Source organism: Pseudonocardia sp. DSM 110487 (assembly GCF_019468565.1).
In the GTDB taxonomy this organism is placed as follows: domain Bacteria; phylum Actinomycetota; class Actinomycetes; order Mycobacteriales; family Pseudonocardiaceae; genus Pseudonocardia.
In genome coordinates this window covers 8453479-8467336 of the sequence record NZ_CP080521.1, presented here as the reverse complement: position 1 = coordinate 8467336, position 13858 = coordinate 8453479, and the positions used below count along the sequence as shown (strand labels likewise).

Below are 13858 nucleotides of genomic sequence, written 5' to 3'. Positions count from 1 at the left end.
GTGCAGGGTGGGGGAGCGCGCCTTGCACCAGTCCTCTCCAGCCTGGCACGGTTGGTGTGATGACCGTGTTGAACCGGCCGGTGTGGCCATGGCCGCTGGCGGCAGCCGCCTTGGGTGCGCTCGCCGTCGTGCAGCCGATCGCCGCCGTGGCGACCCTCGTCGGCGCGGTCCTCCTGCTCATGGCGGTCGCGGCCCCGCGCACCACCGTGGGGCTCGCCGTCCTCGCGGCGCTGTTCGTCCGCCCGCTGATGCACCTGGTGCCGGTGCCGGAGCTGAGCTACCTGGACGAGGCGATGGTGCTGCTCTGCGCCTTCGTCCTGCCGCTGCGCCGCCTCGCCGCGAGGCAGTCGCTGCGCGTGTTCCCCGGGCAGTGGTGGTTCGCAGGTTTCGTCGTCGCCGGATTGGTGAGCGGCCTCGTCCTCGGGGTCGCCCCCGACATCTTCCTCACCGGCGCGGTGGTGGTGGCCAAGGGCCTCGTGTTCGCGTGGGCGGTCGCTCAGGTCGACTGGGAGGAGCGGCACCTGCGCTCCGCGGCAAAGGCCGGCGTGGTCCTCGTGGTCTTCTGCGTCGCGGCCACCGCGGCCAACTTCGCGCTCGAGGACCCCTGGCTGGCGTTCATGGCGAGCGACGAGAACGCCGTACAGGCCCGCGGAGCGCTCCCGTCCCTCGTCGGGCCGTTCAGCCACCCGATCGACCTCGGGCAGTTCATGACGCTGTCCGCGGTGGCGCTCACCGCCTGGCGGATAGCGGTGCGCAAAGGCGTGTTGACGTTCGTGCTCATGATCGCCACCGCCGCGGGCTCGCTGTTGTCCGCGCGCCGGACCGCCATCGGCAGCCTCGTGGCGGCCTGGGTCTGGGTGAAGGCGATGGGGCGCTCCTGGGGCGCGCTGCTCGCCGCGGCCGTGTGCGTCCCGCTCGCGGCGGTCGTGCTGGCCGCGCCGATCGCCGCCGTGGTGAACGAGACCTACTCGGACTACCTCGACCCGAGCGTTGCGACCTCGGCGGCGCGCACGGTGCTCACCGTCGGCTCCTTCGACGTGGCTGCAGGCCACTTCCCCCTCGGCGCCGGGTTCGGCCGGTACGGGTCGGCGACGGCCGCCGATAACTACAGCCCCGAGTACGTCGCGCGCGGGTTCCCCGATGTCTGGGGACTGGGCCGCGGCGTGGAGAACGGCCGCTTCCTCACCGACACCGAGTGGCCGGCGATCATCGGCGAGTCCGGCTTCCTCGGCACCATCGCCTTCGTGGCCGGCCTGATCGCGATCTACCGCGCGGCTCGCAGGCTGTGGGGGTCGTCGGGGCAGCCGCTGGTGCGGTGGATCGGCCTGGTGACGATGGGCTGGATGGTGGCCTGCCTCGTGCAGTCCATCGCCACCGTGACGTTCACGGGCCCACCGATGTTCGGCCTGTTCTTCGGGCTCGTCGGGATCGTGGCAGCGCTGTCGGACGCGGATCACAGCCGATCCACTCCCGCCCCGGACAGCCGGTTGCGGGTGTCCAGCACCCGGTCGGCGTGACGCTCGACGAGCTCCCAGTCGATGTCGTCGTGGTCGGTGAGGATCACCACGACGTCGGCCCCTTCGAGGACCTCGGGCGTGCACTCGACCAGCTCCACGCCGTCGGGCACGTCGGCCGCCATGACCTTCGGGTCGATCGCGGACAGCTGTGCGCCGAGGTCGGCGAGCCGGTGTGCCACCGGCACGGCAGGGGACTGGCGGGCGTCGCCGGAGTTGCGCTTGTAGGTGAGCCCGACGAGCAGGACCTTGCTGCCGTTCACCGCGAGCTTGCGGCGGTTCAGGTGCTCGGTGACCCGCGAGGCCACGTACGCGGGCATGTTGTCGTTCACGTCGTTGGCGATCTCGACGAACCGGAACGTGCGGCCGAGCGAGCGGCGCACGCGCCACGACAGGTACGAGGGGTCGATCGGCAGGCAGTGGCCGCCCACGCCCGGCCCCGGCGTGAACTTCATGAACCCGAACGGCTTCGTCGCCGCCATGTCGATGACCGACCACACGTCGATGCCGAGCTCGTGGCAGTACACCGCCAGCTCGTTGACCAGCGCGATGTTGACGTGCCGGAAGGTGTTCTCGAGCAGCTTCGACAGCTCCGCCTCGCGGGTGCCCGGCGCCGCCACCGTGCGGTCGACGATCGTGTCGTAGAACTCCCGCACGGCGGCCGCGGAGGCCTCGTCGACGCCGGAGACGATCTTCGGCGTGTTCTGCAGGTGCCAGGTGGCGTTGTTCGGGTCGATGCGCTCGGGGCTGTACCCGAGGTGGAAGTCGGTGCCTGCCGAGAGGCCGGACCCGGCCTCGAGGATCGGGCCGAAGACCTCCTCCGTGGTGCCGGGGTAGGTCGTGGACTCGAGCACGACGCAGGCGCCCGCGGTCAGGTGCGGCGCGAGCAGGCGGGCCGACTCCTCGATGTAGGACAGGTCGGGAGCGCCGTCGCGCAGCGGCGTGGGTACGCACACCACGGCGACGCGGAAGCCCGCGATGTCGCCGGGGTTGTCGGTGGCCGTGAAGCGGCCCGTGCGCAGGCAGTCGGCGATGTCGTCGTCGCCGATGTCGTCGATGAAGCTCTCGCCGCGCCGCAGCTGGTCGACGCGGTGCTTGTCCAGGTCGAACCCGATCACGGTGTGGCCGACCCGCACCGCGCGCACCGCGAGCGGCAGGCCGACATAGCCCTGGCCGACGACAACAACCGGACCTGCGACAACCGACATGACTGATCCCCCTCAGCAGAAATAGCGGTAGAGGAGCGCGCCCGCCCGCGCGGTGATCTCGTCGGGCACCGACGAGTCGGTGAGCAGGCGGGTGAGCTCACCCAGCTCCCGCCCGAACTCCTCCTGCTCGGGCGCCTGCAGCCAGGTGCCGGAGCGCAATGTGACGATGCGGCGCTCGTCGCTCGCCCACTTCCTCTTGAACCCGACGAGGCCGGGTTGGTCGAGGTCGGACAAGCCCCAGTCGACGAGCCGCATGCCGCGCTCGACGCCGCGCCGGATCCCGGTCCAGTAGACGGCGTCGTTCGGGCGTGCCCGCAGGTGCTCCGGCACCGAGGCGCCGAACTTGTAGTAGAGGACGTCGCTCCACTCGAGGAACATCGCGCCGGCGATCACCTCGCCGTCGAGTGACGCGAGCAGGGTGACGCAGCGCCCATTGTCATCGGCGCCGCCCTCGTGGAACTCGTGCCAGATGTTCTCGAAGAACTCGCGCGGCTGCGCGAGCAGCCGGTACTTGTGCTTGCGCAGCCCGACGTGCAGGCGGTGGAAGGTGCGCACCGCGTCGAGGTCGTCGCGGACGTCCACGCGGACCCCGGCCCGCCCGGCCGCCGCGATGTTGCGGCGCGACGTGCTGGAGATCCGCCGGTGCAGCTCGTCGATCCCCGCGTCGAGGGGGGTGCCGTGCCACGCCGCCGCGCCGATCGCGCGCAGCCGCGGGTCGGCGAGCGCGGCCGAGTCGTCGAGGCAGCGCAGCGTCAGCTGGTCGTCGCCGGTCTTCGCCGCGTCCAGCAGGGCGGTCCAGACCGGCGGCTCCGCCACGAGCGGGTCGGCCCGGTCGGAGAAGGGCAGGCTCGACAGGCGCCTCCCGCGCACGTCCTGCACGGCGACCCACGCGAACCCGCCGACCGGTTCGCCCGCGGCGTCGAGCGCGATCCGCGCCTCCGGCGTGAAGCCGTAGGAGCGGCACACCGCCTTGATCCACGGCGGTGACGTGAACAGGCTCGCGCCCGGCTCCGCGGCCAGCCGGCGCCACCGAGGATCGGTGACGGGGTCGGCTGCGACGACGGTCAGGACGTTCATGGCTCCGTCTTGGTCCGGAGCTCGAACGGCGGCACCTCGGACGCCCTGCGCACCGCCGTCGACAGCGTGGCCACGAGGTCGTCCACCGTGATGTCGGCGGGGCTGCGGTGCAGGGCGAGCCCGCGCGCGGCCAGCTCGTCGGCGAGCTCCCGCTGGTGGTCGTCGGCCGCCTCGCCGAACTCGGCCTCCCGGCTCACCATGACGGCGAACCGGCCCGCGGCGAGGTTGGCCAGTGCAGAGCCGGTGCCGCCGTGGCTGACCACGATGTCGGCTTCCGCGAGCGCGGCGGTGAGGTCCGCGGCGGGCAGGAACGGGGTGGCCGTGATCGGCAGGTCGTCGACCGGTGTGCACCCGGTCTGCCACAGGACGTCGACGGGACGGCCCATGGCCTGTTCGAGTGGCCCGTCGGCGGCAAGGAGCTTGGCCATTGGGAGCACGAGCCGCCGGAACGGGAACTCGGCCGCCGTGCCGACCGTGACGACGACCTTGACGCGGTCGCCGGGCTCCCGCCGGGCCGGCACCGCCTCGTACGCGTCGAACCCGTTGCCCCCGTAGCGCCACGGCCCGCCGCTCCAGCTCTGGGACTGGGTGTAGGTGTGCACCCGGGGGACCCAGCGCAGGATGCGGCCGGTGAGCGAGGGCCCGCCCACCCGCGCCGCGCTCTCGATGTAGTGGCATTCGACCCCGCGCGCGGCGAGGTAGGGCAGGTAGCCCAGCGCGATGCCCGACCCGGTGGACACTGCCCGGGTGGGCCGCCGCTCCCGGAACAGCCGGTGGGCGTGCAGCATGCACCGGAGCACGCCCGGCACGTCCTTCTGGCCGACGTACGGCACGTACTCCACGTCCCGGTCGGCGAGGAGCGACGTGCTCTGCTCGTTGGCGTGGGTGACCCAGACGGAGTCCGGGTCGGGCGGGATCCGCTCGGCGAGGCCGTGCAGCTGGGTGAGGTGGCCGCCCGTCGTCGCGACGAGGACGGTGGTCACCGCGATCCACCCCCACCCAGCACGGCCGGCACCGTGCGGACCAGTATCTCGAGGTCGCGCGCGAGGGTGCGCTCCTCCACGTACCGGACGTCGAGGCGAAGCATGTCGAGCGTGCCGAGGGCGCTGCGGCCGCTGACCTGCCACAACCCGGTGAGGCCAGGTGGCACGTCGAACCGCGCCCCGTACTCGGCCGGGAACATCTCGGCCTCCCATTCGAGGCACGGCCGCGGCCCCACCAGCGTCATGTCGCCGCGCAGCACGTTGATCAGCTGCGGCAGCTCGTCGAGGCTCGTGCGGCGCAGGAACCGGCCGACGCGGGTGATGCGGGTGTCACCGTTCAGCTTCGAGCTGCCGTCGACGACGGTGTCCTCGCCCCGCAGCTCGCGCGCGATCAACTCCCGCAGCGCGCTGTCGTCGCCGCCGGGCTTCATCGTGCGGAACTTGAGCATCTCGAACGGACGGCGGCGCAGCCCCACCCGCCGCTGCCGGAACAGGGCGGGCCCGTCGCTCTCGATCCGGATGGCGGCGGCGATGACCAGCATCGGGATCGCCAGCGCCACGAGCGCGGCCCCCGAGACCACGACGTCGGCCAGTCGGCGCACGATCGCGGCGCCGCGACCGGACACCATGCCCCGCAGCCGCGCCCCGAGCCTCCGGACCGCGTGCCGCAGCCGCCATGCCCGCCCGCCGACCCGGGAGATCACCCGGTACGCCGTGGACAGCTTGAACCGGAACCGCAGCAACGAGTCGCCGCTGCGGACGAACACCCGGTCGACCGCGAAGCGGCCGTTCTCGCGGGCCACGGCGAACGCCACCTCGTAGCCCTCGGCGGCGACCGCGGCCCTTGCCGCGGGGTCGTGCGTGCCGTACGGGTAGGCGAACGAGCGGGCCCGCACCCCGGTGGTGGCCTCGAGCCGGTCGCGCGCGTCGGTGACGTGGACGTGCAGGGTGGCGTCGTCCATCCCGGCCATGCGGGTGTGGTCGGCGCTGTGGACGCCCAGCTCCATGCCGAGGTCCGGGAGCCCCTTCAGCTCCTCGGCCGGCGCGAGCCGCTCGTCGGCGTAGGCGTCGGTCCACTCGGCCCGGCCGCCGATGTGATCCGGGCAGACGAACAGCACGGACGGCACGCCTGCCGCGTGGAGCGCGGGCGCCGCGACGCGCACGGCGGACTCGTGCCCGTCGTCGATCGTCACCAGGTACGAGCGGCGCGGGGTCGGGGCCCCGTCCAGCGCGGCGAGGTACTCGTCGAGCGTGAGCGCGTGCCAGCCGCTGCGGCGCAGGTGACGCAGCTGCGCCGCGAACGCCTCCTCGCTGACGAAGAGCTGCTCCGGGTCGGCGCCGGGTGCGTCGCCGAAGTAGTGGTACATCAGCACGCGGGGCGCCCGCAACGAGGGCACGTGCCGGTGACGATCAGATCGGGACATCGTGCAGGACCTCGCAGACCAGGTCGACCTGCTCCGGCGCCATGCCGGGCGACAGCGGGAGCGACAGGATCCGCCCGGCGGCCTCCTCGACCACGGGGAGCGGACCGTCGGCGTACTCGGCGAAGGCGGGCTGACGGTGACAGGGCACCGGGTAGTGCAGCCCCCACCCGATGCCGGCGGCGTCGAGCGCGGACGTGACGGTGGGCCGGTCCGGCACCTGGACCACCGCCAGGTGGTAGACGGGGTCGGCGGCGGGGTCCACCGCGACCGGCACGCACCACGAGGGCAGGCCGCGCCGGTACCGCTCGACCAGCGCGACACGGGCTTCGTTCATTCGATCGAGGTGGGCGAGCTTGACCCGCAGCGCCGCCGCCTGGAGCGTGTCCAAGCGGCTGTTGCGGCCGGAGACCTCGTGGACGAACCGGTCGTCGACGGAGCGGCCGTGGTCGGCGAGCAGCCGGATCCGGTCGATCAGCTGCGCGTCGTCGGAGACCGCCGCCCCGCCGTCGCCGAGTGCGCCGAGGTTCTTGCCGGGGTAGAAGCTGAACGCGGCGGCCGCGCCCCAGCTACCAGCGCGCCGGCCCTGGTAGCGAGCCCCGTGGGCCTGCGCGGCGTCCTCGATCAGCGCCAGCCCGTGCCGGGACGCGAGCTTCCCCAGCGCGTCGACGTCGGCCATCTGCCCGAACAGGTGGACGGCCACGATTGCCGCCGTCCGCGGCGTGATGGCCGCGGCGACGGCGGCCGGGTCGGCCAGCAGGGTGTCGGGGCGCACGTCCACGAACCGGGGCCGCGCGCCCGCGGTGCGCACGGCCTCGACGGTGGCCACGAACGTGTTCGCCGGCACGATCACCTCGTCGCCCGGCCCGATCCCCAGCCCGGCGAGGATCAGCTCGAGCGCGTCGGTGCCGTTGGCCACCCCTGCGCAGTGCGCCACCTCGCAGTGGGCGGCGAACGCCGCCTCGAAGGCCGCGACCTCGGGCCCTCCGATGAATCGCCCGTGCGCGAGCACCTCCTTCCACGCGACGTCGAGATCGTCACGCAGGTCGAGGTGCACAGCGGCGAGGTCGAGGAACGGAACCGTCGTCGTCACGAGACCGCTCGCACGCCGGGCAGGATCCGCGAGGGCTTGAGCACCGGGGCCGTGCGCCCGGTGACCAGCGCGGCGTCGGTGGCCGCGAGCACGCGCACGATGTCGAGCCCGCGCTCGCCGGGTGTCTCCGACGGGATGCCGGTGCGCACCGAGTCGACGAAGGCCCGGTCCTGGGCCATCAACGGCTCGTGGAACGCCACGAACGGCGAGACGATGTCGCCGGTGCGGTAGCTGACCGGCCGCTCGTGCGCACTGTGCGGGTCGTCGATGCTCGCCGGGTCGACGCCGATGTCGTAGATCCGGATCCGCTCGTTGTCGGACATGTCGTCGTAGACGGCCATCTTCCGCTCGCCGACCACCGTCGTGCGGCGCACCTTGTTCGGGTTCAGCCAGCTCACGTGCACGAACGCGCGCGTCTCCGGGAAGTCGAGCCGCAGGTACGCGACATCCTCCCGCCACGGCGTGACGTTGCGGTCGCCCCATACCGACGTCGCGACCGGCAGTTCGTCGAGCAGGAACGACGCGATCGAGATGTCGTGCGGCGCGAGGTCCCAGATCACGTTCACGTCGCGCTGGTAACGGCCGAGGCTCAGCCGTGCGGAATCGATGTAGAGGACGCGGCCGAGCGTGCCGGAACGGATGATGTCCCGCAGCCTGCGCACGGCGGCGTTGTATTCGAATGTGTGCCCGACCATCAGTTGCACGCCCTGTACAGAGGCCGCGAGCACCATCGCCTCCGCGTCGGAGACCGACGTGGCCATCGGCTTCTCGACGAGCACGTGCTTGCCCGCGTTGATCGCCTGCAGCGCGATCTCCGCGTGCGCCGCCGGGGGCGTGGCCACCAGCACCGCGTCGACGTCGTCGAGCACGTCCTCGAGGGACGTGGCCGTTCTCTCCACCGACGGGTAGTAGGCCACCGCCTCCTCGAGCCGCTCGACGTGCTCGTCCACGACCACGACGTCGACGTCGGGCATCGTGCTCAGCACGCGGACGTGCTTGCTCCCCCAGTAGCCGTAACCCACCACGGCCACGCGTATGTCAACTCGCTTCGCCACCGGTCCCCCAGACCCTGCGATGCATTCCCCCTGACCGACGCCGGCGCAACTGAGCACCGCCGCCCGGCGACAGGCCCGCACTCGCGGATCTCGAACGGCGTTCGCGCCCCGTGTCCCTGACTGATCACGAACCTCGCCGACGAGATCTTCGAATGCCGTACCCGCCGCCTGTTCTGGCTATCAGGAGAATAGGTGGGGGTGTTACAGGGTTTTCTCAGGTCGGCGTTTGGGGGACAGCAGGGAACACGTCTGCCGGACGGTGTTGCTGCAAGTGGGCGATGATTCTGGTGAGGTCCGCCTAACCTTAGTAGATATATCTCGCGCGCAATAGCTGTTGACGATTATGGTCCCCGCTCCCCGTGGAGCGCCCTGCGGCAGGCCGCCGGCGCCGCGTCGACTATCGTTCTCGCACGTGAGCGTGTGGGAGACGATCCTCTACTTCGCGGTGCCGTCGGTGGCGTTGTACCTGGGTATCGCGTTGCTGGTGGTCGCACCGCGGATGGCCCGCAGGCCCCGGTACCGGGTGGGGCAGCCGTGGCCGCACGACCCGATGTGGTGGACGGCCAACCCGGAGGGCGCGCACCTGCCGCCCGTCGACCACTCGGGCGACCACGCAGGTGACCACACCGCCGACCGCGGCCCCGCACTCGTGGGTGCGCGCGCCGGCGCCGAGCGAGGAGGTGCTCGTGGCAGCTGGTGAGGCGCACCCGGGCAGCACCACCGACCACGGCGGCACCGGCACCGCCGTCGTCCGGCCCGAGAGCGAGGACCTGCCCGTCGGAGCGGTCGTCACGGCATCGGGCCGGATCTCCCGCGCGGAGGAGTACCAGGAGCCGTCGCGGGCCGAGCAGCCGTTCACCCCTGTGCAGATGGCCCGGCTCGACGAGGCGCTCACGCTCACCAGCCGGGAGACCGGCCTGCGCTTCAGCGTGTACCTCGGTGACCTCGGCCCGGATCCGTCGGCCCGCGTCGCCGAGCTGCACGACCAGCTCGAGGGGGCCAGCGAGGCCGTGCTCGTGGCCGTGAGCCCCGAGCAGCGGTTCGTGGAGGTGCTGAGCGGTGCCGAGGCCCGCAGCCGGCTGCCCGACCGCGGCGCCAAGCTCGCCGTCATGAGCATGGTGGCCTCGTTCAAGGAGGGCGACCTGCTCGGCGGTCTGCTGAGCGGCCTGCGCATGCTGGCCGACCAGGCCGGCGGCCGTCGCCGCACGCGCTGACCCGGCCCAGGCCGCGTTTCCCGACCGCTCGTCATCGGGTACCCCGCGCCCACGCGGACCGCGACCGGTAACAGATCGACCGTAACCTCCGAGCTTTAACCGGAGTTGGTGATGGTCGACTCAGTGCCCCGCATCGCATACTGTGCGTCCACGGCCCTTCACGGGCCACGGACTGATGAAGGGCAGGGCCTACATGGGTGACGCGGCAACGGGACATTCAGCCGGCGATGGGCAGCGTCGCGGCCGGCGGGGCACTGGTTCGTCCGTCCTCACGCCGCCCACGGGCATGCCGGTCATCCCGGACCTCGAGTCCTTCCCGGTGCAGCGGCGGGTGTCCTCGCCGGTTCCCGCCGACCCGCCCCAGCCGCCCGCGCAGCACACGGTCGTCGACCCGTGCACGTGCGGCCACGGTCCGGCGGCACACGAGCACTACCGGCCCGGCACCGACTGCGGCGCCTGCGGCCGCTCCGCCTGCGGCGAGTACCGCCCGGCCAACAGCGCGTGGCGGCGCTTCCTGCGCAGCGTGGGTCTCACCCACTGACGGTGCAGGTCTTCCCCGGCCTCACCCGGATCGACCTGGGCGAGATCGAGTACGAGGCCGCCACCACGGCCATGCTGGGCTGGGTGGCGGAATGCCAGGCAGGCACTGCGGGCGACCGGCTGTTCCTGCTCTCCCACCCACCGGTCGTCACCTATGGCTCGCGGACCTCGCCGGCCGACCTCCCGGCGGCCGCGTCCGGGCTACCCGTGGTCGAGGTCGACCGCGGCGGGCAGGCCACGTACCACGGCCCTGGCCAGATCGTCGGTTACCTCGTCGCCAACGTGCGCGAGCGCGGCCCCGCCGATGTCGTCCGCTGGATGGAGCAGGGCATCATCGCCGCCCTGGACGCACTGGGCTTCCCCGCCGTCCGCAGGCAGACCCCGCCCGGCGGCTCCAGCCTCGTCGGCGTGTGGACGCCGGATCGTCGCAAGATCGCCTCGATCGGTATGCGGATCCGCGGCGGCGTCAGCAGCCACGGGTTCGCCCTGAACGTCGACCCGGACATGACGGCCTTCGACCACTTCGTCTCCTGCGGCCTCGCCGACCGGATCACGTCCCTGCAGGTGTTGGCCGGGGAGCGCGGTGAACCGGCCCCGAAGGAGGCCGAGGTCCGCGACGCCCTCGCGGAGGCGCTCGGCGCCCGCTGAGCCGGGCACCGCCCCCGCCGACGGACGCTCGACGCTCCTCGTCCCCGCTCGCGCGTCCCGTGTCGGCTGGCGCCTACCGTCGACGGGTGGCGTGGGCCGACAAGGGGTGCGTGGCCCGGGATGGCGGCTTGATCAGCAGTTCGGCGCGTTCCCGGGTTGTTTTCGCCCGTTTCCGCGCCGAAGCCTCGATCATGCCCGTGGATCCGCCTCCGGTGGCGCCGCGCGCCCCATCGGGCAGGCCCTTGGCCTGCCCGCGACGTCTGCCCGAGGGGTCGCAGAGGCTCGCGAGTCAAGGGTCGCGCAGCGATCGCGAAGCGACGCGGAGCGCCCTTGAGTCGTGAGGGGCGACCCCGCACACTGCGCGGCGCCACCGGAGGCCCAAGAGGCCGGAGCCTGCACTGCCGCGCCCGGCTCCCCTGGCGCACCCTGTATCGGCCGGCGGGCCCCGTCGACGGGGCGCGCCGGCGGAGACGAGGAGCGCCGGCCCAGGTGGGGTACGCAGGCGACCGTGCTACTCGGCGGCCGGCTACGACTTGTCGAACTCCCGCGCCCCCAGCGCCCGGACGATGCCGGCGCGACCTTCGGACACCAGCCGGCGCAGGGCAGGCGGGTGGGACTCGTCGGCCAGCCACGCGTCCGCGGCCTCGACCGTGGACTTGTCCACCGCCCACGACGGGAACAGCCCCACCACCACCTGCTGGGCCCGCTCGCTGGTGCGCCGCGACCACACCTCGGCCACTTCGCCGAAGTAGCGCTCCACGTACCCACCGAGCAACCCGCGCTGGATGGGGTGCGAGAAGCCGCTGATGATCGCCTCCTGCACGGCGTTCGGGATGTCGTCGTCGTGGACGGCCCGGGTCCAGGCCCGCTCCTTGGCTTCGGCCGTGGGGATCAGCGCGCGGGCGCGCTCGGCCTGCCGCTGCCCGGTGGAGGTGGGGTCGCGTTCCAGCTCGGCGTCGATCTCGGCCTCGCGCGCGTAGCCGTGGGCCACGAGGGCGTGCAGGAGCCGCCAGCGCAGGTCGGTGTCGATGGTCAGCCCGTCCGGCACGCCGACGCCGTCCAGCCAGCCCTGCATGCCCTCCAGCACCGTCGTGTAGAGCACGCCGCCGGTGAGCGCGTTGACGACGGCCAGCTGCGCGTCCGAGCCTGCCGGCGCCGTGGAGAGCCGGAACAGCAGGGCGTCGACCAACATCGACCAGCCGCGCTCGGCGGCCCACTGCTCGTCGGCGTATGACGTGATCGCGGTCTGCGCCTGCATCAGCAGCCGCTGCACCACGCCCACCTCGGACTCGGCACCGAACCCGCCTGCCACGAGAGTCGCGAAGTCGCGGGCCTTGAGCTCTGCCTCCCGCGTCATCTCCCATGCCGCCGACCAGCACAGCGTGCGGGGCAGCGGCTCCGCGATGTCCCCGATTCGGTCGACGAGTGTGGCGAGCGAGCCAGGGTCGAGGCGCAGTGCGCAATAGGTGAGGTCGTCGTCGTTGACCAGCACGAGCTTCCCGCGGGGCACCCCGACGAGCTCCGGCACCTCGGTGCGTTCGCCCGAGACGTCGACCTCGACGCGGTGGGTGCGCACGAGCTTGCCGTCGCGGTCGTCGTAGACGCCAACGGCGAGCCGGTGGGTGCGCAGCTCGCCCGCGCCGGGCCGCGCGCCGCCCTGCACCACGGCGAAGCGGGTGAAGCGGCCGTCGTCGTCCAGCTCGAACGACGGGCGCAGCAGGTTGAGCCCGGTGGTCTTCAGCCACTGGGCGCCCCAGCCGGACAGGTCGCGGCCGGACGACTCCTCCAGCGCCGCGAGCAGGTCGTCGAAGGTGGCGTTGCCCCAGGCGTGGCGCTGGAAGTAGGTGCGCAGCCCCGCGAGGAACGGCTCCAGCCCGACGTACGCGACGAGCTGCTTGAGCACCGACGCACCCTTGGCGTAGGTGATGCCGTCGAAGTTCACCTCGACGGCCTGCAGGTCCGGGATGTCGGAGGCGACCGGGTGCGTGGAGGGCAGCTGGTCCTGCCGGTAGGCCCACGACTTCTCGACGTTCGCGAACGTGGTCCATGCCTGCGTGTACTCCGTGGCCTCCGCCTGGCAGAGCACCGACGCCCAGGTGGCGAACGACTCGTTCAGCCACAGGTCGTCCCACCACCGCATGGTGACCAGGTCGCCGAACCACATGTGTGCCATCTCGTGCAGCACGGTCTCGGCGCGGCGCTCGTAGAGGAACCGGGTGACGCGGGACCGGAAGACGTAGTCCTCCAGGAACGTCACCGCGCCCGCGTTCTCCATGGCGCCCGCGTTGAACTCGGGCACGAACAGCTGGTCGTACTTGCCGAACGGGTACCGCACGCCGAAGTTGCGGTGGTAGAAGTCGAAGCCCTGCTTGGTCTCGGTGAACAGTCGTTCCGCGTCCATGTGCTCGGCCAGCGACGCGCGGCAGAAGATGCCCAGCGGGATGCCGTCGTGCTCGTCGTGCCACACGGTGTAGGGGCCGGCGATCAGCGCCACCAGGTAGGTCGACATGATCTCGGTCGTCGCGAACCGGTGCACGCCGTCATCGACGCTCTCAGCAGAGGCGTTCGAGACGACCTTCCAGTCCTCGGGCGCAGTGACCGTGAGGGTGTAGCGCGCCTTGAGGTCGGGCTGGTCGAAGCAGGCGAACATGCGCTTCGCGTCGGCCGTCTCGAACTGGGAGTACAGGTAGACGGCACCGTCGACGGGGTCGACGAACCGGTGCAGGCCCTCGCCGGTGTTCATGTACCGGCCGGTGGCAACCACCCGCAGCTCGTTGTCGGCGGCGAGGCCGGGCAGCGCGATCCCGTCCTCCTCGCGGTAGCCGGACACGTCGAGCGGCTCGCCGTTCAGCGCGGCCTCGGCGACGTCGGGCCCCACGAAGTCGATCCAGCTCTCTGCGCCCGGCTCGGCGCAGCGGAAGCGGACGGTCGTCGTGGTGGCGAACGTCGCGTCACCCGGCAATCCAGCGCCGTCGGTGAGGTCGAGCTCGACGGCGTAGTCGACGACCTCCAGCAGCGCGGCCCGACGCTCGGCGTCGGTGCGGGTCAGGTTGGGAGGGGCCATGCGGACTCGGCACTCCTGGGTCGGTTGGCGCTCGGACTGGC

The 13858-nt window shown here is 72.2% G+C and carries 12 protein-coding genes; 5 read left to right on the top strand and 7 right to left on the bottom strand.

The features are described from left to right. Nucleotides 1–59 precede the first annotated feature (59 nt). Nucleotides 60–1517, top strand: a complete 1458-nt coding sequence (locus tag K1T35_RS39630) for a hypothetical protein (RefSeq protein WP_220256821.1) — start codon at nt 60–62, stop codon at nt 1515–1517. Here the strand turns inward: K1T35_RS39630 and K1T35_RS39625 are convergent. From K1T35_RS39625 to K1T35_RS39600, 6 genes are read right to left on the bottom strand one after another with little or no spacing between them, the layout of a single operon-like run. Continuing rightward, nucleotides 1454–2722 (bottom strand): nucleotide sugar dehydrogenase, encoded by a 1269-nt coding sequence (locus K1T35_RS39625; RefSeq protein WP_220256820.1) that lies wholly within the window; start codon nt 2720–2722, stop codon nt 1454–1456. The genes K1T35_RS39630 and K1T35_RS39625 overlap by 64 nt on opposite strands. Before the next feature lie 12 nt (nt 2723–2734). Beyond that, nucleotides 2735–3799, bottom strand: coding sequence for a GNAT family N-acetyltransferase (locus K1T35_RS39620; RefSeq protein WP_220256819.1), 1065 nt, complete (start codon nt 3797–3799; stop codon nt 2735–2737). Beyond that, a complete protein-coding gene (locus tag K1T35_RS39615; RefSeq protein WP_220256818.1) occupies nt 3796–4782 on the bottom strand; it encodes a glycosyltransferase in 987 nt (328 codons plus the stop codon). Before K1T35_RS39615 ends, K1T35_RS39620 begins: the two co-directional genes overlap by 4 nt. After that, a complete protein-coding gene (locus tag K1T35_RS39610; RefSeq protein ID WP_220256817.1) occupies nt 4779–6206 on the bottom strand; it encodes a sugar transferase in 1428 nt (475 codons plus the stop codon). Before K1T35_RS39610 ends, K1T35_RS39615 begins: the two co-directional genes overlap by 4 nt. Further along, the gene (locus K1T35_RS39605; RefSeq protein ID WP_220256816.1) at nt 6193–7296 is read right to left on the bottom strand and encodes a DegT/DnrJ/EryC1/StrS aminotransferase family protein; all 1104 of its coding nucleotides are present in this window, start codon (nt 7294–7296) and stop codon (nt 6193–6195) included. The genes K1T35_RS39610 and K1T35_RS39605 overlap by 14 nt, the downstream gene beginning before the upstream one ends. Beyond that, nucleotides 7293–8351: a Gfo/Idh/MocA family protein gene (locus K1T35_RS39600; protein ID WP_255621225.1), complete on the bottom strand. Its 1059-nt coding sequence runs from the start codon at nt 8349–8351 to the stop codon at nt 7293–7295. The genes K1T35_RS39605 and K1T35_RS39600 overlap by 4 nt, the downstream gene beginning before the upstream one ends. Before the next feature lie 412 nt (nt 8352–8763). Between K1T35_RS39600 and K1T35_RS39595 the strand changes: the two genes are divergently transcribed. The 4 genes from K1T35_RS39595 to lipB all read left to right on the top strand — a co-directional run bounded on the left by K1T35_RS39595 (nt 8764) and on the right by lipB (nt 10753). Further along, on the top strand, nt 8764–9051 hold the full coding sequence (locus K1T35_RS39595) for a hypothetical protein (RefSeq protein ID WP_220256815.1): 288 nt from the start codon (nt 8764–8766) through the stop codon (nt 9049–9051). After that, complete coding sequence (locus K1T35_RS39590) at nt 9038–9565, top strand: DUF5130 family protein (RefSeq protein WP_220256814.1); 528 nt, start codon at nt 9038–9040, stop codon at nt 9563–9565. Before K1T35_RS39595 ends, K1T35_RS39590 begins: the two co-directional genes overlap by 14 nt. A gap of 286 nt (nt 9566–9851) precedes the next feature. After that, nucleotides 9852–10106 (top strand): hypothetical protein, encoded by a 255-nt coding sequence (locus tag K1T35_RS39585; RefSeq protein WP_220256813.1) that lies wholly within the window; start codon nt 9852–9854, stop codon nt 10104–10106. A gap of 2 nt (nt 10107–10108) precedes the next feature. Beyond that, nucleotides 10109–10753 carry a lipoyl(octanoyl) transferase LipB gene (gene lipB, locus K1T35_RS39580; protein ID WP_255621224.1) on the top strand — a complete coding sequence of 215 codons (645 nt, stop codon included), beginning with the start codon at nt 10109–10111 and terminating at the stop codon, nt 10751–10753. Between the two features lie 526 nt (nt 10754–11279). Here lipB and pepN read toward each other — a convergent pair. Beyond that, the gene (pepN, locus tag K1T35_RS39575; protein ID WP_220256812.1) at nt 11280–13817 is read right to left on the bottom strand and encodes an aminopeptidase N; all 2538 of its coding nucleotides are present in this window, start codon (nt 13815–13817) and stop codon (nt 11280–11282) included. Nucleotides 13818–13858: the final 41 nt, after the last annotated feature.